This is a genomic window from Streptomyces sp. NBC_01591, from assembly GCF_035918155.1.
Classification (GTDB): Bacteria; Actinomycetota; Actinomycetes; order Streptomycetales; family Streptomycetaceae; genus Streptomyces.
Genome location: NZ_CP109327.1, coordinates 4768742 through 4795026, shown reverse-complemented (window position 1 = coordinate 4795026; position 26285 = coordinate 4768742). Strand labels below are relative to the sequence as shown.

The window sequence follows — 26285 nt, the reverse complement described above, 5'->3', positions numbered from 1 at the left end:
CGGCTGCCACGAATGCCGAATGCGCCCCGCGCGGAGACGAACCGCTCCGCGCGGGGCGCCTCCGTGTGCGGGGCGGCGGCGCTCAGACCGTCCGCTCGACGGCGGGCCCGGTGCCGGAAGCCGCATCCGCCCCGGAAGCGACCGGGGCCGCGCTCCCCTCGCCACCGCCGCTCTCCGCCACCCGGCTGCCGCTCTCGGCCGTCCCGTCCTCCCCCGGAAGGTTCCGCATCAGCAGCCAGTACCCCAGCGCGGCCCCGGTCCCCAGGACGGCGCACGCGCCCCACAGCCACTGCGCCCCGAACCGGTCGATCACCAGGCCCGACATCAGCGGTGCGACCAGCGCGGCCGCGGACCACGACATCGTGTACATGCCCTGGTAGCGGCCCCGGCCCCGGGCCGGCGACAGCCGGACGACCAGGCTGCTCTGGATGGGCGAGTTGACGATCTCGGCGACCGTCCAGACGCAGATGGTCAGCGCGTAGACGGCGACCGAACCGGCGAACGCGGTCAGCCCGAATCCGTACCCCGCCAGCAGCGACGACACGATGAGCAGCCGGCGCGGATCGCGATGCTGGATGAAGCGGGTGACGGGGATCTGGAGCACCACGATCAGCACCCCGTTGACGGCGACCGCGGTGCCGAAGTCGGAGCTGGAGAACCCGTCCGTCCCCATGGCCACCGGCAGCCCCACGTACCCCTGCTGGAAGATCAGGGCGATGACGAAGGACAGCCCGACGACGCTCATGAACCGGCCGTCGCGCAGCACGGTGGAGAGCCGGACCTCGTCCGCACCGTCGTCGACCGCGCGGCCGGACACCACCGGCTTCTCCGGCCGCGACTCGGGCACCTTCATGAAGACGACGACGGCGCAGACCAGCGTCATCGCGGCCTCGCCGAGGAACCCGGCGAGATAGCTGTACTCGGCGACGAACCCGGCACCGGCCGACGAGACGGCGAAGCCGAGGTTGATGGCCCAGTAGTTGAGCGAGAAGGCCCGCACCCGGTCCTCGGGCCGGACGATGTCGGCCATCATGGCCTGCACGGCGGGCCGCGACGCGTTGCTGGCCATGCCGACGACGAAGGCGACCGCCGCGATCGCCACCGGGTGGACCATGAATCCGAGCACGGCCACGGACACGGCCGTCGACGTCTGCGCGATGAGCATGGTGGGCCGGCGGCCGAGCCGGTCGGTCATCACCCCCGCCCCGAGCGAGGACACGACCCCGCCGAGCCCGTGCAGCGCGGCGACCAGACCGGCGTACGAGGCCGAGTAGCCCCGGTCCAGGGTCAGGTACAGCGCCATGAAAGTGGCGACGAACGCTCCGAGACGGTTGACCAGCGTGCTGGTCCACAGCCACCAGAACTGTCTGGGGAGCCCGGACACGGATTCGTGTGCGGCCCGTCTGAGACCGGCGACAGACATGCGGCATCCCCCCAGGGAAGTACGGAACGGACACCGCGGTAAGAGTCCCGGTGGCTGTACGAACGTTACGAATCCTGGATTCCGGTACGCCAGTCAATTGACGCCTGCCGTCAATCGTCCCCGTTCCCGGCCGTCCGCCCCGCCCCCTGTCCGCTCTGTGACCGGCCGCACGGAGCCCACAGGGGTTCGATTACGCTCGGGCCCATGGCCGACGCACCGTACAAGCTGATCCTCCTCCGCCACGGCGAGAGCGAATGGAACGCGAAGAACCTGTTCACCGGCTGGGTGGACGTCAATCTCACGGAGAAGGGCGAGAAGGAGGCAGTCCGCGGCGGTGAGCTGCTCAAGGACGCCGGTCTGCTCCCCGATGTCCTGCACACCTCCCTCCAGAAGCGCGCCATCCGCACCGCGCAGCTCGCGCTGGAGTCCGCGGACCGCCACTGGATCCCGGTCCACCGCACCTGGCGGCTGAACGAGCGCCACTACGGCGCCCTGCAGGGCAAGGACAAGGCCCAGACGCTCGCCGAGTTCGGCGAGGAGCAGTTCATGCTCTGGCGCCGCTCCTACGACACCCCGCCGCCCGCCCTGGAGGACGGCACCGAGTTCTCGCAGAGCGACGACCCGCGCTACGCGACGATCCCGCCGGAGCTGCGCCCGCGCACCGAGTGCCTCAAGGACGTCGTCGTCCGCATGCTGCCGTACTGGTACGACGGCATCGTCCCGGACCTCCTCGACGGCAGGACCGTCCTGGTCGCCGCCCACGGCAACAGCCTCCGGGCCCTGGTCAAGCACCTCGACGGCATCTCCGACGCCGACATCGCGAGCCTGAACATCCCGACCGGCATCCCGCTCGTCTACGAACTGGACGCCGACTTCCGCCCCTTGAAGCCGGGCGGCACCTACCTCGACCCGGACGCGGCGAAGGCCGCCATCGAGGCCGTGAAGAACCAGGGCAAGAAGTAGCCCGGAACGATCAAGCCCCCTGCCTGCGGACTCTCCGCGAGTAGGGGGCTTTGTCACTGCCCTGGGGCCGTATCTGGGCCGTCAGGTGCGGGAGGAGCCGGACCGGGCCGTATCGAAGACGGCGGCAGGTCTGTCAAGAGGTGAGGATGGAGATGCCGTCTCCGAGCAGTTTCAACCCGAGAACGAAGAACAGGACGGCCATCACTGCGACATTGTGCTGAGCTGCCCAGTCCTTCCAGTTGCCGAGCGTGGTCTTGGCTCGTTCTCCCCCGAGCAGGAAGACTCCCAGCGGGGCCAGCAGGCCGAGGGTGGCGATCAGGACGAAGATCGCCAGCGATGCGATCTGCTGCCCGACCGGCAGTCCGGCCGAGCCGATCGCGGCGCCCGCGGCGATGGTCAGCGGGGCGTTCTTGGCGTTGAGCGCGGCCAGGGCCAGCCCGAGTGCGAAGACCTTGACCGGCGTGAGGCGGTCGATCACGCCCATCCACTTCGGCAGCTGGGCCTGCGAGGGATCCCTGGGACGCCGATGCCATTGCCGAGCGCCGAAGAGGACGAGGAACAAGCCCAGAGCGAGCTTGAGGGCTCCCACCCAGGTGGCCGGGTGATTGTGGACGGAGGCACCTGCGGGGGAAGCGATCGCCAGCATCACCGCGCCCAGCGCCGAGAGTCCCAGGATCCAGCCGACGGTGAAGAGGACTCCGTTGAGACGTCCCCGGGGCGTGGCGAGTATGAGGATGATGGCGATGATCGGGAGCGGGCTGACCGCGACGGCAGCCGCGAAACCCAGCACGTCACCGAGAACTGCGCCCATGGTTGCCTCCGTACGGGAGTCAGAGCGGCGGTCCGCAGCAGGGCTCGGCGGGAGGGGGTGCCACGACCGCCTGGGCGGCGCGATGGGCGGTTGCGTGATCGGCTGCGCCGCTGTGGCCAGGGCCGCGAAAGGGGCTGCGAGGAGTGGTGACGCCGACGCACTCGGCATGTCCCGGTTCCATCTTCCTTCGCCTGGCCCGATCTGTCCTCGGGAACGGACGCGGCACGGAACGCGATCGGCTCCGGTGGGGTGATCGGGAAGTGATCAGGAGGCCGGGCTTCGCGGTGCCGGGGGTTCCTCACGCATCCGCCCCGGGTGGCCATCCCGCCCAAGAGCCGAGATGCGAGGCAGCGCACCCGTGGTGAGGATTGATGCGTGAGGGCGATGGCGTCCCATGATTCGGGCGCTTGGCGACCCTCGCATCGATCCGTGGCAGGAGAATCTCACGATGACTGCGGTGACAGGTGCAGCCCAGACAGCTCACCCCGAGCGGCCGGGCAGGTCGGACGGGGTCTGCAGCGAGTTCACCGTCTTCACCAAGATCAAGCCGGGCGAGGCGGATGCTCTGCGTGAGGATCTCGCCACCCTCTCCGACGCGGCGGACGACGAGAGGGTCCATGCAGCGGTGCGCCAGATCGGCACCCTGCACGACGCACGGCACGTGATCTTCGACAACGACACCCGGTTCATGTTCGCCAGCGTCTTCGACGGCTCCTGGGACACCTACATCGACGACTTCGCCAAGACGGTGGTCGGGGCCCGCTTCGACAAGGTCTTCTCGCACAGCGAAGGGTTCCCCGGCGTCTCAGATCCGGGAGCCAAGGACTGGTTCGTCGCCCACCAGGCGCCTGCGGGGGTCTTCGTCAGCGCCTACCCCGATCTGACCGTTCAGCAGATCTACAAGGACCAGCGCGTGGACGACGCGTTCCAGGACGTGCTGGACACCGCCGAGTTCCGGGCAGCGCTGGACAACCCGGCGAACGCCGAGTTGGTGGCCACCCCGGCCTTCCAGAAGCTGCTGGCGGAAGCCTCGGCCTAGCACCAGGACACAACCGACTCTCGGAGCCGACCCCACATCTGTGGACCGCGTCGGCGGGCGCGGACCAGTCGCTGCCGGGGCTGTCCAGGCGGAGACCGATGTGGAGGCACAAGAAATCATGAATGCGACGGGAAGCAGCAGTCCGGCCGACGTGCGCGTCGAGATCGACGACGTCCAGAGCGGGGCACTGCGCCCACGGCCCGTCCCGTACGAGGGGAAGTTCATCTTCCTGCGCGTCGATGACCGCCACGCCGGGCGCGCCCTGCTGCGGCGGCTGCTTCCGGTGACCGCGGGTGGTCTGCCGAGCGTGGACCGGAGCCAGGATGCCTGGGTGGCGGTGGCGCTCACCTACCAGGGGCTGAGGGCCCTGGGGGTGCCCCAGGATTCGCTGGACAGCTTTCCGCGGGCGTTCCGTGAGGGCATGGCCGCCCGGGCGGAGATGATCGGCGACGTGGGCGAGAGTGCACCGGCCCACTGGGAGGCACCGTTCGGAACGGGCGAGGTCCACATCGCGTTGAGCGCCCTCTCCTCGGACACGGCCCAGCTGACCAAGGAGTTGGAGCGGGCCCGGGTCGCCTACGAGGACACGCCCGGTGTCCAGGTGATCTGGCAGCAGGACGTCCACCAGCTCCCGACCGGGCGCACCACCTTCGGCTTCCGTGACGGCATCAGCCAGCCGAACATCGAGGGCGTCGGGCTGCCCGGCTCCAACCCGCAGGAAGTCCCCATCAAGGCAGGCGAGTTCATCCTCGGCTACCCCGACGAGACCGGCAGCCTGCCGCCCATGCCCAGCCCCGATGTGCTGGGGCGCAACGGGACCTACGCTGCCGTGCGCAAGGTCCACACCAATGTGGCGGCCTGGCGCCGGTACCTGCGCGCGAACAGCTCCGGCGCCGAGGAGGAGGCGCTCCTGGCGGCGAAGATGGTCGGGCGCTGGCCCAGCGGGGCGCCACTGACGCTGACGCCGGAGCACGATGATCCGGAGCTGGCAGCAGATCCGCACCGCGTCAACAACTTCCTGTACCGGGAGAACGACGACCGAGGGTTCCGGTGCCCCGCCGGTGCGCACATCCGGCGTATCAACCCCCGTGATTCCACCATCATCGGCGACGTGCGGATGCACCGCCTCATCCGCCGTGGCACCACCTACGGGCCGCCGCTGCCGGAGGGCGTGCTGGAGGACGACGGTGCCGACCGGGGCCTGGTCGGAGTCTTCCTCGGCGCCCACCTGGAACGGCAGTTCGAGTTCATCAAGGCCGAGTGGGTCAACGACGGCAACTTCATCGGCTACCCCGGCGAGAAGGACCCGGTGGCCGGGCACCACGACGGAACCGGCAGCGCCACCATTCCCGAGAAGCCTGTCCGGCGCCGCCTGCAGAACCTGCCCAGCTTCGTGGTCACCCGCGGCGGCGAGTACTGCTTCCTGCCGGGTCTGCGTGCCTTGCGCTGGCTCGCCGAACTGGAGGACTGACAGCGATTCCCACCCCCTGAGGTCCGTTCATGCTCTCCGAGGAGAGGTCGAAGTCATGCCAGCACAGTTCGTCCGCTACACACCTGATGTCGAAGACGACGACCCGCACTTCGACCAGAACCTGCAGACGGTGATCGAGAAGACCGAGAGCTACATCGCCGAGTCGGTCGAGGCCGGTGGCACCGGACGGGCACTGCGCGACGCCCATGCCAAGGGCTACGGGCTGGTCCGGGGGGAAGTGGAAGTCCTGGACGGACTGCCACCCGAGTACGCCCAAGGAATCTACGCGACTCCGGGAACCCACGATGCGCTGATCCGCTTCTCCAACGGCTCGCCACACGCCGGAGCCGACGCGCGACTGGGCGCCGCCACCGGACTGGCGCTCAAGATGTTCGACATCCCCGGCCCGACCCTGCTGGAAGACGAACCGGACACAGGCACATTCGACTACGCCAACATCAACGGACCGATCTTCTTCTGCAACACGGTCGAGCACTACCTGTTCATCCAGGAATTGTTCCTGAACGCGCCGGCCTACTTCTCCCAGGGCCGCCCCGGCGCACATCGTTTCTTCACCGAGTTCGTGACCGGAAAGGGAACCCTGGACCAGGACAACTGGGCGTGGGACGAGTTCCTCGCCTTCCTGCGCCTGTCGAAGACCCCTCCGGTCAATGTGCTGCTGTCGAGCTACTGGACGATGGGCGCGGTCCGGCACGGGGAGTACATCGCCAAGGTCCGCATCACCCCCGACCCGTCCTCCGCCGCCGCGGTGGTCCGGCGCGACCTCGACCCGGCCTCGGCCGCGGAGGTCTTCCGACCGGCCCTGCAAGCCGAGTTGCAGGAGCGCCCCTACGCCTTCGACATCCAGGTCCAGCTCTGCACCGACCTGGATCGCATGCCGGTGGAGGACACCACCGTGGAGTGGCCCGAGCAGCTCTCACCGCCCACCACCGTGGCGAAACTGCGGCTGCCGCGGCAGGACATCTCCGGCCCGGAGAACCTGGAGAAGATGGACGCGCTGTCCTTCACGCCCTGGCGGGTCACCGCCGAGCACGCGCCCCTCGGCAACATCATGCGGGCCCGCAAGGAGGTCTACCGGCGATCCTCCATCGAGCGCCACAAGCTCAACCAACAGCCGCGGACAGAACCCCGCAGCGCCGACGAGGTACTCGGCCCACTGCGATGAGGCCGACCGGTACCAGGGCAAGCGACCACCCCGGTCGCAACGGCCCCCTCACCCGCCCTGTTCGTCCGGGGTGTCGCAGAGGCTGCCGAGTTCGGCGATGAGTGCCGCGTCCCGCATGCCCGGCAGGGCGTATCCCTCCTTCTCGTCCCACGGGACGTCGACGTCATCCGCGTGGACGTGCCACTCCGCTCCCCCGACGGCGCGGCGCAGCTCGGTGACGGAGTCGAGGACATGGGCTATCACCGGCATCCACCGACCGGGGTCGATCGGCAGCTTCGTCGACCCGGCGACGATCTCGTCGTCCTGGTCGCCGTCACCGCCCAGGCCGTACAGATACAGGCTCTCCTCGTCGTCGTACGGGAACGACTCCGCGTGCGCGGCGACCACGCGCTCGACGGCGGCCGACTCGGCCCCGGTCAGCGGCTCCGCCCGGCGGGCGCTGTAGTAGACAGAAACGCTCATGGTCCGAGCGTAAGGCGGGGGTGTGACAACACCGTCCCCCGTCCTACCCCAACGCCCGTACCACGCGCCCCGCGAGGCCGTCCCAGGGGCGGCACTCGACCACCGGCAGTCCGTGCCGGGCCGCCTGGCCGGCGAGCCAGTGCGAGTACGCGGCGCTGACCTGTGCCCGGTGCCGCTGTTCGCCGCTGTCTGGCTCCCGGGAGGCGTAGTTGGCGGTGATCCGGTCCGGGTCGCCTTCGTGCAGGAACACCGCCCGCACCCGGCGGCCGGCTGCCCGTCCCTCGCGGATCGCTGCCGCCGCGGCGGCCGGGGTGAGGTAGTCGCCCTCGATCACGGCGGGTACGTCGACGGTCAGGCGGTTGCGGACCACGCCCAGCACCGCGGGTTCGAGGGCCCTGGCGGTGGCGATCTGGAGGTCCAGCACCTGGTCGACGGTGAGTTGCGCCGTGTCGGGGATGTCGTCGAAGTGATGGAGCGCGGGGTGGTGTTCGGCCGTCGTCATGGCCTCGACGGCGCTGACGATGTCGTCGAACTCGACCACGAAGCCTTTCGACTCGTCCGATTCACCGGCCAGTTGGGCCGCTGCCCGGCTCTTGCCGACACCTGAAGCCCCACCGATCAGCAATATGTCCCATGTTGTCGCTGTCACGGGGCGAACGTATCGCGTGGGCTTCCGTGTTCGTCGTCGGGCCTGGCGCTACGGTGACCCGAGTACCGGCCCACGCGAGGGCGGAGCCGACCGGACGGGCCGTGCGGAGAGAGCAGGAGAGCGGGGAGAGCAATCATGGGCGAGCCCCTGAAAACCTTCGTCGGCGGCGCCGAGGTCGACGTGCCCAACAGCATTCCGGCCATCCGTGCCGCGTTGCCCGAGGAGAGACGCGAGGAGTTCGACCGCGCCATCAACGACGCCGGTGTGGGCGAGATCCAGGCGGTCATGCGGCACTGGATGCTGGAGGCCGTACCCGATCCGGAGGCCGAGAAGATCCTGGACCGGCTGGCGCAGGACGAGGCCGAGAGGCGGAGCGTCGCTTGAGCTTCCGCATCTCCTACGCACCGCCCGCCGACGACTCCCTGGCCAAGATGCGCGACGGCGAGACCTTCCGCGCCGAGATGGCCCGCACCCTGGGCCTCGACCCGTACGGACACGGCTCGTCGGCCGTCAAGAGCGAGCGCGACCGCCGCGAGGCGACGGTCGCCGGGGCGATCGTGCTCTATTACGTCTCCGGGTCCGTCCTGATCGTCACCGTGGTGAGGCTCGTCCCGCTGCCCTGAACCGGTGCCGACACAGGCACCGGCCCCGGCACCGGCCTCACTGCTCGGAGGCGTCGGGGACTTCGATGATCCTGCCGTTCCTGTCCACGCTGTGGGTCCGCCAGTACATGTCCCACTTGTCGTCCACGTGCTCGGGGACCTTGCCCTCCGGGTACCGGACGTACCCCTTCGGCGGGTCCTCGTCGTCGGGCACGCAGGCCGATCCGGTGGCCCCGATCGTCATGACGGGGTACTCGCCGCCGCCACAGATCGCGTCCTCCATCGAGCATCCCGTGGTCAGCACCGCCACGGTCGCGCAGGCCAGGGCGAGTCCCGCTGCGGAACGGCTCGGGCGGCGCCCGCTCCTCGCGGACGCCACCCGGCCGAATCGGCTGATCCCGTACATAGTCGCTCCTCCTGCTGGCTAGTACTACCAGCCTGCACGGAGCGTGAATCACCGATCATGAGTACGAATACTCACGTGCGGGGCGCCCGGTACTCGTCCGCCCCGCACCCGGCGGCCCTACGCCAGCTTCGCGGCCTGCGCCTCGACCACCGCGGTCGGCAGCTCGAAGTCCCCGCCGCCGCCCATCGCGGCCAGGTTCATCGAGGAGAACGAGGCGAACGAGGCGCCCTGGCGCATCGCCACGAGCTTGAACTCGGCCTTCTCCCCGCCCTGTTCCATCTGCACGGTCCAGGCGGCCGCCTCCTCGCCGCCCTTGATCTGCTCCTCGGTGATCTTGGCGACCTTCTGCTTCTCACCGGCCGCCGTGAACTCGAAGCCGCCGGCGCACTCGGTGGCCGCGGTGCGCAGCGAGGCGACCGACTCCTGCGCGCCCTTGCCGTCGTACGAGCCGAGGGCCAGCTGCGTCGTCGTGATGTCGAACGCCGCCTTGAACGCCTCCTCGGCGTCCCCGCTGTCCTGCTTGCCCAGGCTGTCCTTCTTCGGCTCGCTGACGACCGTGCGCTTGGTGAACGCTCCCGGCTCACCGACCTGAGCGCCCATCAGCGCGTCGGCGAGCGGGGCGCAGACCTCCTTCTCGACCTTGATGTCGTCGGCGGCGACCACATCCTTGGCCGCGGCCTTGGAGATCTTGTGCCCCTTGACGTCGCCCTGGGTCAGCGCAGCCTTCTCCAGCTCGGCGGCGCTCAGCGCCTTGGCCGCGGGCGCGGCGGCCGCGGACTCCTTGCCCTTGGCGTCCGCCCCCTTGTCCCCGGAGCCGGAGTCCGAGTCGCCGCCGCACGCGGTGGCGAGCAGGGCCAGGGACACCGCGGTGGCGGCAACAGCGGTACGGCGTATGGCGGTGGAACGCATGGTCCGGTCCGTCTCTATGAGCAGGGTGTTCGGTTTTGCTCACTGTATGAGTGAAAAATGGTTTGATGATCAATCAAGTCGGGCACGGGATGTGATCGTGACGGCGCCGTGATCATCCTGTGAAGGCGCTGTCCGACGCCACGATCCACACCAGAACGAGACACAGAGGTGCAATCACCCCATGCAGGCTGACTCGACAACCTCGGCCGTTCTCCGCTCCGTTGGCCTGGCGGAGGACCGGATCGCCGCATGCGTCCCGCTCACCGGAGGCACGTTCAACGCGGTCTCGCGGGTGACGCTCACGGACGGCAGCGACTGGGTGGTGAAGATACCGCCGCCCGCGACTCCCGGAACCCTGATGGGTTACGAGCGCGATCTGCTGGTCAACGAGGCCACGTTCTACACCTCGGCGGGCGATTCGGCACCGGTCCCCCGCGTCCTGCACAGCGAGCTCGACCCGGCCGCGCCGACCGGCCCGTACGTGATCATGTCGGCCTGTCCGGGCCGGCCCTGGAGCGAGTTCACTCCCGGCTCGCTGTCTGCCGCGGAAGGGCGCCGGCTCCGCAACGACCTGGGGCGGATCGTCGCCCGGTGCCACGCCGTCACCAACCCCGCCGGCTTCGGTTACCCCTCCCTGGCGGTGGGCCCGTTGGCCCCGTCGTGGCGGCAGGCGTTCACCGCGATGACCGACGCCGTCCTCGCCGACGCGGACGCCTACCGGGCCCGGCTGCCGCGCCCGACGGCGGGAATCCGTGCCCTGCTCGCCGCCGCGTCGCCCGTGCTCGACGACGTCACGCGACCCTCCCTGGTCCACTTCGACCTGTGGCAGGGCAACCTGCTCGTCGACGGCGGGCCCGGTGCACGGACCATCGGCGGGATCGTCGACGGCGAGCGGATGTTCTGGGGCGACCCGGTCGCCGACTTCGTATCGCTCGCCCTGTTCGGGAACATGGCGGAGGACGAGGACTTCCTCGCCGGGTACGCGGACGGCAGCGGGCGACCGGTGGTGTTCGGCGCGTCCGTGCGGCTGCGGCTCGCGCTCTACCGCTGCTACCTCTACCTGATCATGCTGGTGGAGACCGTCCCGCGCCGCGCCCCCCAGGAGGACCTGGAATGGGCGTGGACACAGGTCGCCCCGCAGCTCGAATCGGCCCTGGCGGACGTGGAGTCGGCGCTGCGGGCAACGGACTGAGCGCGGCGCCCGTCGGCGTCAGCCGGCCAGGGCGCGCTGGGCGTCGTACAGGTTGGGCGGCCACACCGCTTCCGGTGTGCCGTACGCCTCCAGCCGGGTGTGCAGATCGCCGGTGAAGTCGGGGACGTCGATCTGGTCGAACTCCGTCACCTCACTGATGCCGACCGTCGCGCTGTACGGGGCGAGTCCGTCGATCCGTATCAGGCCCGCACGGCTGTTGGTGACCCGGATGTTCCAGTGCGTGAAGCGGGCGCCGAAGAGCGGCCCCGCGCTCGCGTCGCCGCCGTGCCGCTGCGGGTGGCGCCGGTGGCCGCCGTCGCGGCAACAGCCACGGCACCGGCCAGCAACCCGCGCCTGCTGATGTTCCCCTTGATCGCCATGAATCCGAGCCGCCTTTCACCCATGTGAACGACGTTCATATCTGCGTCGGCGGCGAGCATGCCACGGCTCCCCGGCGCACCGAAAGGGGCGTGCACCGGAGAATCCTCAGGGGGAATCTTCCGGCAGGGCCGGTCAGTTGGGCCAGTCGGTCGAGCCTCGACCCACGGGTCATCCGGCCGGGCGCCGGGTCAGGTGTGTGAACGCGTCCAGGTTCCGGGTGGATTCGCCGCGCGACACCCGCCACTCGTACTCCTTGCGGATCGCGCTCGCGAAACCCAGCTCCAGCAAGGTGTTGAAGGAACCGTCGGCCGCCTCGAGGACCGTGCCGAGCAGCCGGTCCAGCTCCTGCGGGGTGACCACGGAGAGCGGCAGCTTGCCGACGAGGTAGATGTCGCCGAGCCGGTCGATCGCGTAACTCACTCCGAAGAGGCGGAGGTTGCGCTCCAGCAGCCAGCGGTGGACCGCGGCGTCGTTCTCGTCCGGGTGGCGGACGACGAAGGCGTTGAGGGAGAGCGAGTGCTTGCCGATGCGCAGCGAGCAGGTGGTGGACAGCTTGCGCGTGCCGGGCAGCTTGACCACGTAATCGCCCGGCTCGGGGCTCTCCCATTCGAGCCCGGCGTCCTTCAGGGTCGCCTCGATGACCTGCGCGACCTGCGTCGTCGCCGCTTCGGTCGGTGCCGCTCCATCGGGTACGTCAGCCATGGAGCGAGCGTACGTCAGCCATGGAGCGGGCAGAGGTCAGGCGTGGTGCGAGCGGACGCGGCGGCGGTGTTCGTGCATCGCGGCCGTGTACACGTCGGCGGTCGCGGACGCGGCGGTGTCCCAGCCGAAGCTCTGAGCGTGCGCGGCGGCCGCGGCGCCCATCCGGGCGACCAGTTCCGGCGCGTCGGCGAACCGGGCCAGCGCCTGTGCGTACGCCTGCGGGTCGTGCCCGGGTATCAGGAAGCCGCTGACCCCGTCCCGTACCGCCACCGGAAGACCGCCCACGGCCGCCGCGACGACGGGGGTGCCCGCCGCCTGCGCCTCTATGGCGACCAGCCCGAAGGACTCGCTGTGCGAGGGCATGACCAGCACGGAAGCGGCCCGGAACCAGTCGGCGAGCTGCTCCTGCCCGACCGGCGGCTGGAACCGTACGACATCGGCGATGCCGAGCCGCGCCGCCAGCTTCTGCAGCCCCTCCGGCTTGGCGAGCCCGCTGCCGCTCGGGCCGCCGACGACCGGTACGACCATCCGGGAGCGCAGGGTGGGATCGCGGTCCAGCAGGACGGCGACCGCCCGCAGCAGCACGTCGGGGGCCTTCAGCGGCTGGATGCGGCCCGCGAAGAGCGGGATCAGGGCGTCCTTCGGCAGCCCGAGGCGCGCCCGCGCCGCGGCCCGCCCGTCGGCGGGGCTGAAGCGGTCCAGGTTGACCCCGGGGTGGACGACGGCGACGGACCCGGGATCGGCCTCGTAGAAGCGGACCAGCTCGTCCGCCTCCCCGGTGGTGTTGGCGATCAGCCGGTTCGCCGCGCTGACGATCTGGGTCTCGCCGATGACGCGGGCCGCCGGCTCGGGGGTGTCGCCCTCCGCGAGTGCCGCGTTCTTGACCTTCGCCATGGTGTGCATGGCGTGGACGAGCGGGACGCCCCAGCGCTGGGCGGCGAGCCAGCCGACATGGCCGGAGAGCCAGTAGTGGGAGTGGACGAGGTCGTAGTAGCCGGGGCGCTGGCCGGCCCACGCCTGCATCACGCCGTGCGTGAAGGCGCAGAGCTGGGCGGGCAGCTCCTCCTTGGCCAGACCCTCGTACGGCCCCGCGTCGACGTGCCGGACCAGGACGCCGGGCGCCAGATCGACCGCGGGGGGCAGCCCGCCGGTGGTGGACCGGGTGAAGATCTCGACCTCGATGTTGATCGCGGCGAGGCGCCTGGCCAGCTCCACGATGTAGACATTCATGCCGCCCGCGTCGCCCGTGCCCGGCTGGTGCAGCGGTGAGGTGTGCACGGAGAGCATCGCGATGCGGCGGGGTTTGCGGTGGCCGCCGGGGAACGCGGCGGGGAACCTGAGGCGCGGCGCGACACGGCTGCTGCCGAGCCGGGAGACGTACTGATTCACGTCGTCCGGTCCTCCTCACTCAGGGCATGACACCGAAGGGACCCGAGCCCCTGCGAACGGCTGCAACAGCGGAATCTCTCCTTTCATTTCCGCTTTACCAAATCATTACGGTGCGCGTGCCGCACTCCGGGCGGGCCGGACCCGCCCACCGGACCGGACCCCCGCGCCGCCCGCCGCCCGGCGCGAGATCGTTACGCTCGCTGTCATGCGCCCCATCGGCACCGCGACCCGCGGGACCACCAACCCGAACCGGCTCCGCCGCATGGACCGCTGGATCGCCGCCACCCACGGCCCGGCCCTGCGCCGCGCCGACCACCCCGTCGCCGTCGACCTCGGGTACGGCGCCGCACCCTGGACCGCCGTCGAGCTGCTGCACCGGCTGCGCACCGCCGAGCCGCGCACGGCCGTGGTCGGCATCGAGATCGACCCGGAACGGGTCGCGGCGGCGAAGCCGTACGAGTGCGAGGGCCTGACCTTCCTGCACGGCGGCTTCGAGATCCCGCTCCCCGCGCGCCCCGACCTCATCCGGGCGGCGAATGTGCTGCGCCAGTACGACGAGGGCGAGGTCACCGCGGTCTGGCGGCGGCTGTGCGCCCGCCTCGCGCCGGGCGGGCTGCTGGTGGAGGGCACCTGCGACGAGATCGGGCGCCGGCACGTATGGGTGGCGCTCGGCCCGGAGGGTCCGCGCACGGTCACGTTCGCGACCCGGCTCGCCTCCCTGGACCGCCCCTCCGACCTCGCGGAACGCCTGCCCAAGGCGCTGATCCACCGCAATGTGCCGGGCGAGCCGGTCCACGCGTTCCTGCGGGACTTCGACCGGGCCTGGGCCGCGGCGGCCCCGTACGCCTCGCTGGGCGCCCGGCAGCGCTGGATCACGGCGGTGCGGTCGCTGTCGGGCGACTGGCCGCTGGCCGACGGGGTACGGCGGTGGCGCCAGGGCGAAGTCACGGTGAAATGGACCGCCCTCCAGCCCAACCCGTAGCCCAACTCGCGCTGAACAGGACCGGCGAGGACGTGTCCCGGGCGGCGGACGGGAACGGGAACGGGGCATCGTTCGTCCAGACAGTGGAGAGCAGGGGGCTTCGGTCGCGATCCGTGTGACCGTCAGGACAGCGGGCGTGCGCCTCTGTTGCTTTTCGGTATGGCATGGCACGATCTCGACATCGGCGAAAAGTTACTGACGGTAAATCAGATTCATTCGGGGGGAATCTCGTGAACCGACGTCACTGTGCCTCAGCCGCGATCACTCTGGTCTGCGCGCTGTCCGTACTCATCACGCCGGTCCAGGCCTTCGCCACGCCCGCGCCCCCATCCCCCTCCGATGCGCGGTCCGACTCCGGCTCCAAGGCGCCGGAGAAGAGCCTCGAAGAGGTACGCAAGGAGATCGACGCCCTCTACCGCAAGGCCGGGGCGGCCACCGACGCGTACAACCTCGCCGAGGAGAAGGCCGAGAAGCAGTCCGGCGAGATCGTGAAGCTGGCCCGCGCCATAGTCGTGGGCCAGTCGAAGATCTCCGAGCTCAAGAGCCAGGCGGGCGCCCAGGCCCGCGAGCAGTACCGCACCGGCGGGCTGCCGCCCGGCGCCCAGTTCATGCTCAGCGACGACCCGCAGCTGTTCCTGGACGGGGTGAGCCGGGTCAGGGAGGGCCAGCAGGCCGCCCAGGGCGTGCTCGGCGAACTGACCAGGACCCAGCAGGACCTGGAGACGTACACCAAGGACGCGAGCACCAACTGGAAGAAGCTCGAAGCCAACCGGGTCAAGCAGGCCAAGGCCAAGAAGAAGATCAACGCGCAGATCGCCGCGGCGAAGAAGCTGGAGTCGCGGCTGAAGAAGGAGGAGCGGGCCCGCCTGCTCAAGCTGGAGCAGGCGGCCGAGTACAAGCTGCAGACGGCCTGGCTCAGCTCCGGCGCCCTGAAGGACATCAACCGCAAGGCGAGCGCGAGCGGCAAGAAGGCGGTGGCCTTCGCGACCGCGCAGATCGGCAAGCCGTACGTCTGGGGCGCCGAGGGCCCCAAGTCGTACGACTGCTCGGGGCTCACGTCCCAGGCCTGGCTGTCGGCGGGTCGGCCGATCCCCCGCACTTCGCAGGAGCAGTGGCGGCTGCTGCCGCACATCGCCATCAAGGACATGCGCCCCGGCGACCTGATCATCTACCACGGTGACGCCAGTCACGTGGGCATGTACATCGGCGACGGCGCGATCGTCCACGCTCCCCGCCCCGGCCGCAACGTCACCCTGGCGGGCGCGGGCTCGATGCAGATACTCGGCGTCGTACGCCCGGACAAGTAGCCGGAGCTCAGGCCTGCCCGGCAGGACAAGCCCTCCCGGCAAATCCTGCCGACCCGGCTAAATCAAGCCCGTCCGGCGATTGAGGACAAAGCGTTCCCCGGACGCCCCCCGGGACCCTCGCCGAACACCCCACGGCACCCCGCAGAGCACCCCGCACCCCCACGGAGTGACCCGCACCACCCGCCGCCCACCACCCCGCGTGACCTTTGTCATGCCCGGACCCCCGCCCCCACCCCGGCACATCTCGCCGGATCCGTGACCTGACGCGGCTTATGGCTGTGCATATGCCAGAGGCCGATCGCGGAACGCCATTCCGTTCCCCCGCCGCGGCCCGCTATCGTCCCCGTCTGGCGGGTCGTCGATCGTCGTCCCGCCGCGCCCTCGGGGGGAGGGAAGGAAACCCGAACCGATGCCCGTACCCGTACCGCAGCAACGTGCCGACGCCGCTGCGGAGGCCTCCCATGGCGCCGACCTCACCCTCCTGGTGATCGAGGACGACCCGGCGGGCACCTTCACCGTCCCCGAGCTCCCGGCCTCGGCCGGCACGAGAGTGCGCCTCCGAACCGCCCGCAACCTGACCGAGGCGGGCCGGCTCCTCACGGACGACGTCGACTGCATCCTGCTGGACCTGGCCCTGCCCGTCGGCAGCGAGACCCGCGCCTCCGGGGCCGGGGACGCGGAGGGAGCCGACCGGCTCGCCACCCTCAAGCACGTCCTGCGGATCGCCCCGCGCCACGCCGTCCTCGCCCTCACGGCGGAGGACGACACCGAGCTGGCCGCCGCGGCGGTACGGGTCGGCGCCCAGGACTACCTCTTCCGCGACGAACTCGACGGCCGGCTGCTCAGCCGCGCCATCCGGTACGCCGTCGAGCGCAAGCGCGCCGACGTCGCCCAGCACCAGCTCACCGAGTCCACACTGCGCGCCCAGGAGAACGCCCGCCTCGAACGCGGCCTGCTCCCCACGCCCCTGCTCGACGGCTCCGATCTGCGCTTCGCGGCCCGCTACCGCCCCGGCCGCAGCCGCGCGCTGCTCGGCGGGGACTTCTACGACACGGTCCGTACGCCCGACGGCACCGTCCACGTGATGATCGGCGACGTCTGCGGGCACGGCCCCGACGAGGCGGCGCTCGGCGTCGAACTGCGCATAGCGTGGCGGGCGTTGACCCTGGCCGGGCTCTGCGGCGACGAACTCCTCTCCACCCTCCAGCAGGTCCTGGAGCACGAACGGGAGAGCGAGGAGATCTTCGCGACCCTCTGCACCGTCGACATCGCCCCCGACGGACGGCGCGCCGGGCTCTGCCTGGCGGGCCACCCCGCCCCGCTGATCGCCCGGCACGGACGGGCCGCACACCTTCTCCCGCACGAGGACGGCGGCCCGGCCCTGGGCCTGCTTCCGCGCAACGCCCTTCCCCAAGCTCTTCGAGCAGGGGATACCCCATGGCCGCGCCGGCAGGTGGACCTCGGCGGCACCTGGAGCCTGATGATGTACACGGACGGGCTGATCGAGGGGCGTGTGGGCCCGACCGGCACTCAGCGGCTGGGCCAGGACGGCATGGTCGCGATGATCAACCAGCAGCTGGCGGAGGGGCTCACCGGCGAAGATCTCCTGGAGGCCGCGGTCACCCAGGTGCGGGAGCTGAACGGCGGCGAACTGACCGACGACGTCGCGGTCCTCCTGCTCGACCGCGACCAGGAACACGTCCGCCGCCGGCTCCCCGACGGCGACCGGGGCCGGAGCATCCCGCGCCCCCGCCCCGGATCGGCATCACCCACGGCCCCCGTCGGCGCCGCGAACCCCGCGGACGCTCAGCGCCCGCCGTTGTAGGGCCCGTACGGCCCGTCGCTGCTGGAGCCGCCGCGTCGGCCGCCGCCCGAGACCGCACGCAGAGCGGGCCGCACGTCCACCAGGAAGACGATGGAGGCGACCGCGCCCGCAAGCTGCAGGAACAGCATCGGCACGAAGAGGTTCACGGCGACGGTGACGCCGAGGATGATCAGCCAGAAGGACTTCTTCTGCTTGTCCGCGGCCCGGTAGGCGTCCTCACGGGCCATCGCCGCCATGATCAGTGCGGCCACGGCCAGCACGAGCATGACCATGTAGAGCAGCCAGACAAATGTGCTGAATCCTGTGAGCAACATGGTGTGTGCACCGCCTAATAAGTGGATGAGCGCCTCGCGGCCAAGGTACCGGGACAACGGGCCGGGCACCCTTGAAGGTGCCCGGCCCGCGCCCCGCTACACACTGCGGCGCCACAGCACCGGCGAGGGTGCTGTGGCGCCGGGTTCCTACTTCGCGCTCGGCGGAGTGGTCTTCTTCGCGGCGGGCTTGCGCGCGGGCGCCTTCCCGGCGGGCGCGGCCGGGGCCTTGCTCTCCGGCTTGGCGGGCTTCGGCGCGGGCTTCGGCGCGGGGGCGGCCTTCGCCTGACCGGGCTTGGCGGCCGGCTGGGCCTTCGTGGTGCCCGCCGGCTTGGACTCCTTGCGCGGCTCGACGACGACGGCGATCTCGACGATCTCGTCGGCCGTCTCGCCACGCCAGTGCTTCACGGTCTGCTCGCCGCGCTCGGCGACCTTCTCGTACGTCTCCCGGGCCCGCACCGCGTACTCGGCGGCCACGCCCAGGCTCCGCAGCGCCAGGTCCTGCGCGTTCTCGCCCAGCTTCCGCAGGTCGCTGTCGAACGACCCGATCACCTCGGTGACCTTGGCCTGCACGGTGGCCTGCGCCTCCTTGGCCTGCGAGGTCACCTTCTCCTGCACGGCCTTGGGGTCGGTGTTGCGCACGGCCTCGATACGCTCCGGCGCCTCGGCACGCAGCTGCTCGATCAGCGCCGGGACCTTGCGCGCCTGCTCGACGGCGAGATCGGCCGTACCGGCGGCGAAGTAGAGGGGGGTCGGGTCGGTGAGGGTCTTGCGCAGGTCATCGGTGATGGCCATGACTGTGGTCCTCCCGGATCATCAGACTCAGTGTGAGGGTTTCTCTGGCGTTGAAGGCTTTGAGGGCTTTGAGGGCTCGGAGGACTTCGACGACTTCGAAGGCGTCGAAGCCCTGCAGGCACCGGGGCCGCCGTCCGCACCGGCATCCGCCCCGGACTCGTCGCCGGTCTCCGATCCGGCCGCGACGCCGGATTCCGGTCCGGGCTCGAACCCGTTCTCCCTGCGGAAGGAGTCGTAGATCTGCAGCAGAACACTCTTCTGCCGCTCGTTTATGGACGGATCGGCCAGAATCACCGCCCGCGTCTCCAGCTCCTCCCGCTCCCGCTCGTCCAGAATCCCGGCCCGTACGTAAAGGGTCTCGGCGGAGATCCGCAGCGCCTTGGCGACCTGCTGCAGCACCTCGGCGCTGGGCTTGCGCAGCCCGCGCTCGATCTGGCTGAGGTAGGGATTGGACACCCCGGCGGCATCGGCGAGCTGCCGCAGCGACAGCTGCGCGTTGCGCCGCTGCTCGCGCAGGTACTCGCCGAGATTGCCGACGTTGAGTGAGGCCATACCCCGATGGTGCGCCACCTTTGCTAACTTTTGCAAGCAGGTGCTTGCAAAAGTGCGCCATACCACTCGCATGGCCCTGTGGGACCGAGCCCGTGGCGACCATCGGACGCAGTCGGGCAGAGCCCTTGGTTGACCTTCACCTTGGGGGAAGCCACAGCATCGGTGGGGCCGGGCGATGTGCTCGGCATGAGGAGGAGCGAGCATGGGGTTGCTGACCATCGGGACGTTCGCGAAGGCGTCCCGCCTGTCGCCGAAGGCGCTGCGTCTCTACGACGAGCTCGGACTGCTGACCCCCGCTCGCGTCGACCCGGTGAGCGGCTATCGCCTCTACGCACTGGAACAACTGGACCAGGCCCGACTGGTCGCCTGGCTCCGGCGCCTGGGGATGCCCCTGGCCCGCATCCAGCAAGTCTGCGCACTGGAGTCAGCCGCGGCGGCACAGGAGATCCGCGCGTTCTGGGCCCAGGTCGAGGCCGACACCGCCGCGCGGCGGGACCTCGCTTCCTTCCTCATCGACCATCTTTCCTGGAAGGACCCCGCCATGTCTCCGACCACCGAGCCCCTGGGAATCCGTTACGCCGCCCTTTCCGACTCGGGCCTTGTCCGCGGGAGCAATCAGGACACCGCCTACGCCGATTCCCGCCTGCTCGCCGTCGCCGACGGCTACGGCAGCGCGGGAGCCCCGGCCGGCGCGGCCGCCATCGACGTGCTCAGGCGCCTCGAAATCGACCGTATCCCCGCAGGCGATCTCCTCAACGTCCTCGAAGACGCCATCGAGCAGGCCAAGCAGGCCGTCAACGGCGTCGCCGGACCCGGCCCATCACCCGAAGAGACCGGCACCACACTCACCGCGATGCTCTGGACCGGATCGCAGCTGGCCCTCGTCCACATCGGCGACTCCCGAGTCCATCTCCTGCGCGACGGAGAGCTGTTCCAGATCACGCACGACCACACCATGGTGCAGTCGATGGTCGACGAAGGGCGCCTCACCCCGGAGGAAGCCGCCTCCCATCCCCAGCGGTCGCTGTTGCTACGAGCCCTGGGCCAAGGAGCCGATGGCAGCCCCGACATGCGCCTGCACGATGCCCGGCAGGGAGACCGGTACCTGCTCTGCTCCGACGGTCTGTCGACCGTCGTGCCGACCGATGAGATCCGTCGGGTGCTCTCCGGGATCAGGGATCCCGAGCAGGCCGTCCTCGAACTCATCGCCCTCGCCAACGGCTCCGGCGGCCCCGACAACGTCAGCTGCGTGGTCGCCGACGTCGTGGCGCTCCAGCAATAGGAGCGGACGGCATGCACTTCGAGTTGCACCGAATCCGCTCCCGGGAACTCATCCACGAAGCCGACGAATACCGACTCACCCAGCAGGCCAGAGAACCTGAGCCGGAACCGGAACCGCCCGAGGGCCGAGGGGCCGTCGCTCGCACCGAGTAGGGAAGGTGCGGCGGGAGGAGGGACGAGCGGTTCCGGTGGTGCGTACGTGGCTGCCGGGCCGTCAGCCGACGAGGGCCTCCCAGGTCTTCGGGCCCGCCTGGCCGTCGACGGCCAGGCGGTTGACGCTCTGGAAGGCGCGGACGGCGGAGTGGGTCACCGAGCCGAAGCCGCCGTCGACGGCAAGTCCCGCGCTGTGCTTGTTCAGCACCACCTGAAGGCCGCGCACATGCGCTCCGGAGCTGCCCCGCTGGAGCGAGTAGACCAGGCCCGGCCAGGTCTTCGGGCCGACCTGGCCGTCTGCCACCAGACCTCGGGAGGACTGGAACTTCTTGACCGCGTCGACCGACACCGAGCCGTAGTTGCCGTCGGCGACCAGCGCGGTGCCGCGCCGGGTGATCAGGTACTGGATGGCCTTCACGGTCGCGCCCCCGGCACCGGGGCTGATGGCCGGCCAGCCGCCGCCCAGATCCACGCCCCGGGCGGCGAGGTAGGAGACCGGGTCGACCGTGGAACCCAGCCCTCCGCTGTGGGTCTCGAAGTGGAGGTGGGGGCCGGTCACATTGCCCGTGGCGCCCATGTCGGCGATGCGCTGACCTGCGGCGACCTTGGCGTTGAGCGGGACCCGGAACGCGCTGAGGTGCCCGTAGTAGGTGTACCGCCCGCTGCCGTGCGAGATGACCAGGCCGTTCCCGGTGCGTCCCGACAGGACGCCGGTACCGCGGCGTATCACGGTGCCGGCGGCCGCGGCGTAGACGGCCGTGCCCGTCGAGTTGGTGACGTCCTGGCCAGCGTGCGGGTAAGGGCCGCGCGGGGCCCCGTAATAGCCGCCTGCGGGGAAGTGGCCCCGGGCGGGATTGCACCACCGGCCGTCCTTGAGCGTCGCCGCCGAGGCCGACGAGGTCAGGGCCGGTACGCCCGTCAACGCCACCCCGAGCCCGGCGCCGACGCCGAGCAGCAGCTTTCTGCGTGACGGGCCCGCCGGTCGGATGTCCCGCAGTTCTTCCGCCGCGCCGTCGGCCGGACCGCACTGCTCACACATGTCCCGTCCTCCTTGGGTTTTTCCGCTCGTTCTACGCGCGTTGCTTGTCGAGAGCATGCCAGAGAGAAGGGCCCGCCGTCCGCGAAGCTTTCCAATTCGGGTGACACCGACGGGTTCTCCCGGTGGCGGGGGACGACGCTGGGTAACGTATCCGGAAATATCCCCATGCCGGAGACGGATCCCCGTGGATGACGACATGGATGACGGCGACGCCCGATCCGCAGGCCGAGGCGAGGAGGCGGGTGCAGGAACCGCGGCGCAAGGGCACGACCAAGGGCACGGGCTCGCGCGCGGTGGCGCCTCGGTGGTGCCGAGGACCGCCGTGATCGCGGGCGGTGGAGCGCTGGCAGTCTGGGAGCCCGCGTTCACGCTCGGCGCCTACAACGTCATCTTCTACTACCAGATGCTCACCCTCTGGGCGGTGTCGACGGCCGTGCTGCTGGCCGGCTTCCTGATGCGCGAGCGCGGGCCGCGCCACGGCTGGGTGTACTGGGCCTGCCTGGCACTGCCCAGCGCCTGGCTCGTCCTCGCCGCCGTCGTGCCGCGCAGCGGCAACTGGCAGGGCGAGGCGCTCTTCCTGATCGGCGGCATCATCAGCGTCATCGGCACCCCGCTGTTGACCTGGGTACTCCTCCAGCTCCTGCTGTTCGGCGAGTCGGAACTCTCCGTACGCCAGCGGAGGATGGTCATCGGTGTCGTCGCGCTCGTCGGCGTGCTGGCCTTCCTGCTCGGCCAGTTCAACGATTTCTTCCTCACCTGCGGAGACTTCGACATCAGCGGCAACAGCGTCCCCTCCGGATGCAGGCCGGGCCACGCCTCACCGCTCGGCTGACCCGCGACGGCGCTTGGGCCGGGGCGGCGGCCCGTACGCCTGCACCAAGGCGTTGCGCACGGCGACGCGTCCGGCCGCCAGGAACGCCCCGCGGTGGGAGTCGGCTTCGTGCACCTTGATGCGCCGCAGAACGACCGCCACCGCGACGGCCGTTGCGGGCTCACGCTCGGCGAGGGCGGCCAGCTCCTCGCGCACCCCCTCGATGAAGCCCTCGTGGAACGAGGCGATCTCCTCGGCCGGCCGGCCCTTGACCGACGCGGTGCCGACGACCTCGAACTCGACCCCTTCCTCCCAGGGCTCGAAGTCCGCGACGACCTGCGCGAAGTCGGAGGGGCAGCCGGCCTGACGGGCGTACGTCGCCTGGACGTCCCGGATCGGGTGGGGCGGGAAGACTCCGGCTACGGGGGTCGGTTCGGGGGCCATCGGCCCACGGTAGCCGAGGCCGAGAAGAATGGATGTGGCGATCCGGCCCCTTGGGCGCGATGCTGCCCCCATGACCTCCTCATCTATCGACCCGGCCCCGGACTCCGGTCCCACACCCACCGCCGGCGCCTCGGGCCCCGGCGTCTTCGAACTGGGCGGCACCGTCACCATCCCGCGGCTCGGCTTCGGGGCGATGCAGCTGCCGGGGCGGTGGAGCGGCCCGGCCGGTGACACGGCGAACGCCATTGCCGTGGCGCGGCGCGCCGTCGAGCTCGGGGCCCGGTACATCGACACCGCCGCCTTCTACTTCTCCGACACCCACCGGGCCAACGACCTGCTGCGCGAGGCGCTGTTCCCGTATCCCCCGGACGTCATCATCGCCACCAAGGTCGGCCCGCTGCGGGACGAGACCGGTGAGATGTACGCAGAGGCCCGCCCCGATCAGCTGCGCGGGGAGGTGGAGCGGAATCTGGAGGACCTGGGGGTCGACACCCTCGACCTGGTGCATCTGCGGGTGGGGCGGCTGGGCTCGGGCGTCGCCGAGTCGCTCGGCGAACGGTTCGCCGTGCTGGCCGCACTGCGCGAGGAAGGGCTGATCCGGCAGCTCGGCGTCAGCAATGTGACGAGCGGGCAGCTCGCGGAGGCCCGGTCGATCGCGCCGGTCGCCGCCGTCCAGAACCGGTTCGGCGTGCTCGACCAGGCCGACGCCGCGCTCGTCGACGAGTGCGCGGACGCCGGTATCGCGTACATGCCGTTCTTCGCGCTCGGCGGCGGTCACACCGAACTCGACGGCGAGAACCTCCGGAAGGTGAGCGAGCGGCACGGCGCGACGGCGTTCCAGGTGGCCATCGCGTGGGGCCTGGCCCGCTCCCCCTCGATCGTGCAGATCCCCGGCACCGCTTCGCTCGCCCACCTGGAGGAGAACATGGCCGCCGGACGCCTGACCCTCGACGAGGACGACATGGCGCTGCTCGGGCGCCGCGGCCAGGCCCTGTCGGGGGCTTGATTCGGATCGTGCCGGGCTCACACACCCACCCCGGCACGATCCGGACGGCTCTAGTTCTTCAGCCGCTCCCCCAGCTCCTCGACATCGGCGAGGAACCACGTCTGCCGCCCCCGGTTGCATTCCCGGACGAAGTCCTGCAACGCCGAACTGGCCTCCGTGTGGCGGGAGATGTCGCCGAGAATCACCATCCCCATGCGGTAGTTGACGAACTTCTGGATGATGTCGCCGGCGACACGGGTACTCAGCCGGAAGAACTTCTCGTCGAACCGTCCGGCGGGGACGACCACCCACTGGGCACCCTGGTATCCGGCATCACCGATGAGATCCAGGGCGTCCCGTTCGCCGCCGATGACCTCGCCCTCCTCGGCGCACATCAGCACGGGCACGTCATGGATGGTCTGCAGGATGCTCATGGAGACCGAGGCTAATCGCGTAAGCGGACGAGGTCGACGTAATTCCCGGAGCTCCGCGTCGGTCTACGATCGCCCCACGATCCCAGAGAGGCAGGCACGGAATGAAGGTCCTGATCGCCGGAGGCGCGGGGTACATCGGCAGTACGGTCGCATCCGCCTGCTCGGACGCCGGGATCACTCCCGTCGTCCTCGACAACCTGGTCACGGGCAGGCGGGAGTTCGCGCGGGGGCGGGCCTTCCACGAGGGCGACATCGCGGACGGTCCCCTGATCGACCGGATCTTCGCCGAGCACCCGGACATCGACGCCGTCGTCCACTGCGCGGCGCTGATCGTGGTCCCGGAATCAGTCGCCGACCCGGTCGGCTACTACCGGGCGAACGTGGCCAAGAGCCTGGAGTTCGCCGGCCACCTGATGCGCAACGGCTGCACCCGCATGATCTTCAGCTCGTCCGCCTCCATCTACGCCGCCGGTGCGGATCTGACGGTCGACGAGGACTCCCCGGTCGCCCCGCAGAGCCCGTACGCGCGCACCAAGGCGGTGTGCGAGGCGATGTTCGCCGACATCGCCGCCACCCAGCCGCTCCGGGTGCTGTCCCTGCGCTACTTCAACCCGGTCGGCGCGGACCCGAAGATGCGCACGGGACTGCAGTTGCCGCGCCCGAGCCATGCCCTGGGCAAGATGATCCAGGCACAGGAGGAGGGCGTTCCGTTCCAGGTCACCGGGACCGACTACCCGACGCGTGACGGTTCCGGCATCCGGGACTACGTCCACGTCTGGGACCTGGCTGCCGCACACGTGGCCGCGCTCGGTGCCTTCGACACCGTCCTGCCTGCGGCCGGCTCCACCGTCATCAACCTGGGCACCGGAACAGGCACCACCGTGCGCGAACTCCTCGACGCCTTCAACGATGTGATCGACACCCCCGTGCCGGCGGTCGACGCCGGAGCGCGGCCTGGCGATGTCGCGGGGGCGTACACCCGGAGCGACCGGGCGGAGCGGCTGCTGGGGTGGCGGCCGCGGTACTCGCTGGCGGAGGGCATTCGCCACTCCCTGGATTGGGCCGCCGTACGCGAGGACGTGCTCGACGGCTCCGCGTAGGCCGACGGCTCGGCGCGTACACGGACGCGTGACGCGGGCGGGTGGGCGGCACGGGGGCGTGTTCCGAAAGCGGTGCCGTCCGCCCGGGAGGCAGGCGGGACCTCCGGAACACGTCCTAGGATCCGCCCATGGCTATCGACCCCGGCTACACCTGCTCCCGCTGCGGCGAACACCACGCGGAACTCCCGATGGGGTACTCGACCATGGCACCCGACATCTGGGACGCGGGTCTGGAGAGCGACCCCGACAGCATGCTCTCCTCCGACCAGTGCATCGTCAGACACGAGCACTACTTCATCAAGGGTCTGATCGAGATACCCGTGTTCGGCAGCGAGGAGCCCTTCTCCTGGGGTGTCTGGGTCTCGCTCAGCCGGGAGAACTTCACCCGCGCCCTCGATGTGTGGGAGACCCCCGGCCGTGAGTCCGAGCAGCCGTACTTCGGCTGGCTGAGCACCGAGCTGGGGCTGTACTCGCCCCGTACGACCAACCTCAGGACGAACGCCCACACCCGCCCGATCGGCCGGCGCCCCCGCATCGAGCTGGAGCCCACCGACCACCCCCTCGCCGTGGAGCAGCGCACCGGCATCACGCGGGACCGGGTGCGGGAGATCGCCGAAGCGGTGCTGCACGCCGACGACGTCCGGGCCTGAGCGCCGCGGGCCGGGCGCCCCGTCCCTCCGG

30 protein-coding genes and 1 pseudogene are annotated in these 26285 nt (G+C 70.4%); 16 read left to right on the top strand and 15 right to left on the bottom strand.

All coding sequences use genetic code 11. The features are described from left to right. Positions 1–82: 82 nt before the first annotated feature. Complete coding sequence (locus tag OG978_RS22350) at positions 83–1423, bottom strand: MDR family MFS transporter (protein WP_326766919.1); 1341 nt, start codon at positions 1421–1423, stop codon at positions 83–85. 204 nt (positions 1424–1627) lie between these two features. On the opposite strand from OG978_RS22350, the gene OG978_RS22345 reads away from it, so the two are divergent. Continuing rightward, positions 1628–2386, top strand: coding sequence for a phosphoglyceromutase (locus OG978_RS22345; RefSeq protein ID WP_326766918.1), 759 nt, complete (start codon positions 1628–1630; stop codon positions 2384–2386). A 133-nt stretch (positions 2387–2519) separates the two neighbouring features. Here OG978_RS22345 and OG978_RS22340 read toward each other — a convergent pair whose 3' ends face one another. Further along, positions 2520–3197: a GAP family protein gene (locus OG978_RS22340; protein WP_326766917.1), complete on the bottom strand. Its 678-nt coding sequence runs from the start codon at positions 3195–3197 to the stop codon at positions 2520–2522. Between the two features lie 457 nt (positions 3198–3654). Between OG978_RS22340 and OG978_RS22335 the strand changes: the two genes are divergently transcribed. The 3 genes from OG978_RS22335 to OG978_RS22325 all read left to right on the top strand — a co-directional run bounded on the left by OG978_RS22335 (position 3655) and on the right by OG978_RS22325 (position 6893). Then, the gene (locus OG978_RS22335; RefSeq protein ID WP_442817732.1) at positions 3655–4236 is read left to right on the top strand and encodes a hypothetical protein; all 582 of its coding nucleotides are present in this window, start codon (positions 3655–3657) and stop codon (positions 4234–4236) included. Between the two features lie 118 nt (positions 4237–4354). Continuing rightward, the gene (locus tag OG978_RS22330; protein WP_326766915.1) at positions 4355–5707 is read left to right on the top strand and encodes a Dyp-type peroxidase; all 1353 of its coding nucleotides are present in this window, start codon (positions 4355–4357) and stop codon (positions 5705–5707) included. 55 nt (positions 5708–5762) lie between these two features. Further along, positions 5763–6893 carry a catalase family protein gene (locus OG978_RS22325; RefSeq protein ID WP_326766914.1) on the top strand — a complete coding sequence of 377 codons (1131 nt, stop codon included), beginning with the start codon at positions 5763–5765 and terminating at the stop codon, positions 6891–6893. A 48-nt stretch (positions 6894–6941) separates the two neighbouring features. Here OG978_RS22325 and OG978_RS22320 read toward each other — a convergent pair whose 3' ends face one another. Continuing rightward, positions 6942–7355, bottom strand: a complete 414-nt coding sequence (locus OG978_RS22320; RefSeq protein WP_326766913.1) for a hypothetical protein — start codon at positions 7353–7355, stop codon at positions 6942–6944. Positions 7356–7398: 43 nt separating this feature from the next. Then, the gene (locus OG978_RS22315) at positions 7399–8004 is read right to left on the bottom strand and encodes a hypothetical protein (protein ID WP_326766912.1); all 606 of its coding nucleotides are present in this window, start codon (positions 8002–8004) and stop codon (positions 7399–7401) included. 135 nt (positions 8005–8139) lie between these two features. Here OG978_RS22315 and OG978_RS22310 point away from each other — a divergent pair, with 135 nt between their 5' ends. Together OG978_RS22310 and OG978_RS22305 are read left to right on the top strand one after the other, a co-directional pair. After that, positions 8140–8388, top strand: a complete 249-nt coding sequence (locus tag OG978_RS22310; protein ID WP_124717261.1) for a hypothetical protein — start codon at positions 8140–8142, stop codon at positions 8386–8388. Beyond that, positions 8385–8627 carry a hypothetical protein gene (locus OG978_RS22305; RefSeq protein ID WP_093540259.1) on the top strand — a complete coding sequence of 81 codons (243 nt, stop codon included), beginning with the start codon at positions 8385–8387 and terminating at the stop codon, positions 8625–8627. Before OG978_RS22310 ends, OG978_RS22305 begins: the two co-directional genes overlap by 4 nt. A 37-nt stretch (positions 8628–8664) precedes the next feature. On the opposite strand, the gene OG978_RS22300 is transcribed toward OG978_RS22305, so the two are convergent. Further along, a complete protein-coding gene (locus OG978_RS22300) occupies positions 8665–9012 on the bottom strand; it encodes an SCO0607 family lipoprotein (protein WP_326766911.1) in 348 nt (115 codons plus the stop codon). A 117-nt stretch (positions 9013–9129) separates the two neighbouring features. Next, entirely contained in the window at positions 9130–9921 is a 792-nt protein-coding gene (locus OG978_RS22295; protein WP_326766910.1) for a hypothetical protein, read from the bottom strand. A 181-nt stretch (positions 9922–10102) separates the two neighbouring features. Between OG978_RS22295 and OG978_RS22290 the strand changes: the two genes are divergently transcribed. After that, the gene (locus OG978_RS22290; RefSeq protein ID WP_326766909.1) at positions 10103–11113 is read left to right on the top strand and encodes a phosphotransferase family protein; all 1011 of its coding nucleotides are present in this window, start codon (positions 10103–10105) and stop codon (positions 11111–11113) included. An 18-nt stretch (positions 11114–11131) separates the two neighbouring features. Here OG978_RS22290 and OG978_RS22285 read toward each other — a convergent pair. Beyond that, positions 11132–11404: pseudogene (locus tag OG978_RS22285) on the bottom strand (hypothetical protein); the annotation flags it as partial. Here OG978_RS22285 and OG978_RS22280 point away from each other — a divergent pair. Next, entirely contained in the window at positions 11351–11521 is a 171-nt protein-coding gene (locus tag OG978_RS22280) for a hypothetical protein (RefSeq protein ID WP_326766908.1), read from the top strand. The pseudogene OG978_RS22285 and the gene OG978_RS22280 overlap by 54 nt on opposite strands. Before the next feature lie 141 nt (positions 11522–11662). On the opposite strand, the gene OG978_RS22275 is transcribed toward OG978_RS22280, so the two are convergent. Both OG978_RS22275 and mshA read right to left on the bottom strand, forming a co-directional pair. Then, positions 11663–12196, bottom strand: coding sequence for a YbjN domain-containing protein (locus tag OG978_RS22275; RefSeq protein ID WP_326766907.1), 534 nt, complete (start codon positions 12194–12196; stop codon positions 11663–11665). A gap of 36 nt (positions 12197–12232) precedes the next feature. Beyond that, entirely contained in the window at positions 12233–13585 is a 1353-nt protein-coding gene (gene mshA / locus OG978_RS22270; protein ID WP_326766906.1) for a D-inositol-3-phosphate glycosyltransferase, read from the bottom strand. A gap of 205 nt (positions 13586–13790) precedes the next feature. Between mshA and OG978_RS22265 the strand changes: the two genes are divergently transcribed. The 3 genes from OG978_RS22265 (at position 13791) to OG978_RS22255 (ending at position 17699) form a co-directional block, all read left to right on the top strand. Beyond that, complete coding sequence (locus OG978_RS22265) at positions 13791–14567, top strand: class I SAM-dependent methyltransferase (RefSeq protein ID WP_326766905.1); 777 nt, start codon at positions 13791–13793, stop codon at positions 14565–14567. Between the two features lie 230 nt (positions 14568–14797). Beyond that, positions 14798–15874, top strand: coding sequence for a C40 family peptidase (locus tag OG978_RS22260; RefSeq protein ID WP_326766904.1), 1077 nt, complete (start codon positions 14798–14800; stop codon positions 15872–15874). Between the two features lie 409 nt (positions 15875–16283). Beyond that, positions 16284–17699: a PP2C family protein-serine/threonine phosphatase gene (locus OG978_RS22255; RefSeq protein ID WP_326766903.1), complete on the top strand. Its 1416-nt coding sequence runs from the start codon at positions 16284–16286 to the stop codon at positions 17697–17699. Here OG978_RS22255 and OG978_RS22250 read toward each other — a convergent pair. The 3 genes from OG978_RS22250 to OG978_RS22240 all read right to left on the bottom strand — a co-directional run bounded on the left by OG978_RS22250 (position 17681) and on the right by OG978_RS22240 (position 19357). Then, positions 17681–18013 (bottom strand): DUF2516 family protein, encoded by a 333-nt coding sequence (locus OG978_RS22250; protein WP_326766902.1) that lies wholly within the window; start codon positions 18011–18013, stop codon positions 17681–17683. The two genes, OG978_RS22255 and OG978_RS22250, sit on opposite strands and share 19 nt — an antisense overlap. Before the next feature lie 147 nt (positions 18014–18160). Next, the gene (locus tag OG978_RS22245) at positions 18161–18805 is read right to left on the bottom strand and encodes a hypothetical protein (protein ID WP_326766901.1); all 645 of its coding nucleotides are present in this window, start codon (positions 18803–18805) and stop codon (positions 18161–18163) included. Positions 18806–18832: 27 nt separating this feature from the next. Then, positions 18833–19357 carry a helix-turn-helix domain-containing protein gene (locus OG978_RS22240; protein ID WP_326766900.1) on the bottom strand — a complete coding sequence of 175 codons (525 nt, stop codon included), beginning with the start codon at positions 19355–19357 and terminating at the stop codon, positions 18833–18835. 202 nt (positions 19358–19559) lie between these two features. Here OG978_RS22240 and OG978_RS22235 point away from each other — a divergent pair, with 202 nt between their 5' ends. Then, positions 19560–20639 (top strand): MerR family transcriptional regulator, encoded by a 1080-nt coding sequence (locus tag OG978_RS22235; RefSeq protein WP_326766899.1) that lies wholly within the window; start codon positions 19560–19562, stop codon positions 20637–20639. A 213-nt stretch (positions 20640–20852) separates the two neighbouring features. Here the strand turns inward: OG978_RS22235 and OG978_RS22230 are convergent, their stop codons facing one another. Further along, positions 20853–21719, bottom strand: a complete 867-nt coding sequence (locus OG978_RS22230) for a peptidoglycan-binding protein (RefSeq protein ID WP_326770119.1) — start codon at positions 21717–21719, stop codon at positions 20853–20855. A 307-nt stretch (positions 21720–22026) separates the two neighbouring features. Between OG978_RS22230 and OG978_RS22225 the strand changes: the two genes are divergently transcribed. Continuing rightward, positions 22027–22662, top strand: coding sequence for a hypothetical protein (locus OG978_RS22225; protein WP_326766898.1), 636 nt, complete (start codon positions 22027–22029; stop codon positions 22660–22662). On the opposite strand, the gene OG978_RS22220 is transcribed toward OG978_RS22225, so the two are convergent. After that, the gene (locus OG978_RS22220) at positions 22648–23085 is read right to left on the bottom strand and encodes a hypothetical protein (RefSeq protein WP_326766897.1); all 438 of its coding nucleotides are present in this window, start codon (positions 23083–23085) and stop codon (positions 22648–22650) included. The two genes, OG978_RS22225 and OG978_RS22220, sit on opposite strands and share 15 nt — an antisense overlap. A 70-nt stretch (positions 23086–23155) precedes the next feature. On the opposite strand from OG978_RS22220, the gene OG978_RS22215 reads away from it, so the two are divergent. Continuing rightward, positions 23156–24091, top strand: coding sequence for an oxidoreductase (locus tag OG978_RS22215; RefSeq protein ID WP_326766896.1), 936 nt, complete (start codon positions 23156–23158; stop codon positions 24089–24091). A 50-nt stretch (positions 24092–24141) separates the two neighbouring features. On the opposite strand, the gene OG978_RS22210 is transcribed toward OG978_RS22215, so the two are convergent. Beyond that, on the bottom strand, positions 24142–24504 hold the full coding sequence (locus tag OG978_RS22210; protein ID WP_326766895.1) for a DUF4180 domain-containing protein: 363 nt from the start codon (positions 24502–24504) through the stop codon (positions 24142–24144). Between the two features lie 101 nt (positions 24505–24605). Between OG978_RS22210 and galE the strand changes: the two genes are divergently transcribed. Together galE and OG978_RS22200 are read left to right on the top strand one after the other, a co-directional pair. Further along, positions 24606–25604 (top strand): UDP-glucose 4-epimerase GalE, encoded by a 999-nt coding sequence (gene galE, locus OG978_RS22205; RefSeq protein WP_326766894.1) that lies wholly within the window; start codon positions 24606–24608, stop codon positions 25602–25604. 128 nt (positions 25605–25732) lie between these two features. Then, positions 25733–26254, top strand: coding sequence for a DUF2199 domain-containing protein (locus OG978_RS22200; protein WP_442817731.1), 522 nt, complete (start codon positions 25733–25735; stop codon positions 26252–26254). Positions 26255–26285 lie beyond the last annotated feature (31 nt).

What these genes read in the sequence shown, in the direction of transcription:
- OG978_RS22350 (WP_326766919.1), bottom strand. Translation starts at nt 1,423, where the DNA reads ATGTCTGTCGCCGGTCTCAGACGGGCCGCACACGAATCCGTGTCCGGG.
- OG978_RS22345 (WP_326766918.1), top strand. Translation starts at nt 1,628, where the DNA reads ATGGCCGACGCACCGTACAAGCTGATCCTCCTCCGCCACGGCGAGAGC.
- OG978_RS22340 (WP_326766917.1), bottom strand. Translation starts at nt 3,197, where the DNA reads ATGGGCGCAGTTCTCGGTGACGTGCTGGGTTTCGCGGCTGCCGTCGCG.
- OG978_RS22330 (WP_326766915.1), top strand. Translation starts at nt 4,355, where the DNA reads ATGAATGCGACGGGAAGCAGCAGTCCGGCCGACGTGCGCGTCGAGATC.
- OG978_RS22325 (WP_326766914.1), top strand. Translation starts at nt 5,763, where the DNA reads ATGCCAGCACAGTTCGTCCGCTACACACCTGATGTCGAAGACGACGAC.
- OG978_RS22320 (WP_326766913.1), bottom strand. Translation starts at nt 7,355, where the DNA reads ATGAGCGTTTCTGTCTACTACAGCGCCCGCCGGGCGGAGCCGCTGACC.
- OG978_RS22310 (WP_124717261.1), top strand. Translation starts at nt 8,140, where the DNA reads ATGGGCGAGCCCCTGAAAACCTTCGTCGGCGGCGCCGAGGTCGACGTG.
- OG978_RS22300 (WP_326766911.1), bottom strand. Translation starts at nt 9,012, where the DNA reads ATGTACGGGATCAGCCGATTCGGCCGGGTGGCGTCCGCGAGGAGCGGG.
- OG978_RS22295 (WP_326766910.1), bottom strand. Translation starts at nt 9,921, where the DNA reads ATGCGTTCCACCGCCATACGCCGTACCGCTGTTGCCGCCACCGCGGTG.
- OG978_RS22290 (WP_326766909.1), top strand. Translation starts at nt 10,103, where the DNA reads ATGCAGGCTGACTCGACAACCTCGGCCGTTCTCCGCTCCGTTGGCCTG.
- OG978_RS22275 (WP_326766907.1), bottom strand. Translation starts at nt 12,196, where the DNA reads ATGGCTGACGTACCCGATGGAGCGGCACCGACCGAAGCGGCGACGACG.
- OG978_RS22265 (WP_326766905.1), top strand. Translation starts at nt 13,791, where the DNA reads ATGCGCCCCATCGGCACCGCGACCCGCGGGACCACCAACCCGAACCGG.
- OG978_RS22255 (WP_326766903.1), top strand. Translation starts at nt 16,284, where the DNA reads ATGCCCGTACCCGTACCGCAGCAACGTGCCGACGCCGCTGCGGAGGCC.
- OG978_RS22250 (WP_326766902.1), bottom strand. Translation starts at nt 18,013, where the DNA reads ATGTTGCTCACAGGATTCAGCACATTTGTCTGGCTGCTCTACATGGTC.
- OG978_RS22245 (WP_326766901.1), bottom strand. Translation starts at nt 18,805, where the DNA reads ATGGCCATCACCGATGACCTGCGCAAGACCCTCACCGACCCGACCCCC.
- OG978_RS22240 (WP_326766900.1), bottom strand. Translation starts at nt 19,357, where the DNA reads ATGGCCTCACTCAACGTCGGCAATCTCGGCGAGTACCTGCGCGAGCAG.
- OG978_RS22235 (WP_326766899.1), top strand. Translation starts at nt 19,560, where the DNA reads ATGGGGTTGCTGACCATCGGGACGTTCGCGAAGGCGTCCCGCCTGTCG.
- OG978_RS22225 (WP_326766898.1), top strand. Translation starts at nt 22,027, where the DNA reads ATGGATGACGGCGACGCCCGATCCGCAGGCCGAGGCGAGGAGGCGGGT.
- OG978_RS22220 (WP_326766897.1), bottom strand. Translation starts at nt 23,085, where the DNA reads ATGGCCCCCGAACCGACCCCCGTAGCCGGAGTCTTCCCGCCCCACCCG.
- OG978_RS22215 (WP_326766896.1), top strand. Translation starts at nt 23,156, where the DNA reads ATGACCTCCTCATCTATCGACCCGGCCCCGGACTCCGGTCCCACACCC.
- OG978_RS22210 (WP_326766895.1), bottom strand. Translation starts at nt 24,504, where the DNA reads ATGAGCATCCTGCAGACCATCCATGACGTGCCCGTGCTGATGTGCGCC.
- galE (WP_326766894.1), top strand. Translation starts at nt 24,606, where the DNA reads ATGAAGGTCCTGATCGCCGGAGGCGCGGGGTACATCGGCAGTACGGTC.
- OG978_RS22200 (WP_442817731.1), top strand. Translation starts at nt 25,733, where the DNA reads ATGGCTATCGACCCCGGCTACACCTGCTCCCGCTGCGGCGAACACCAC.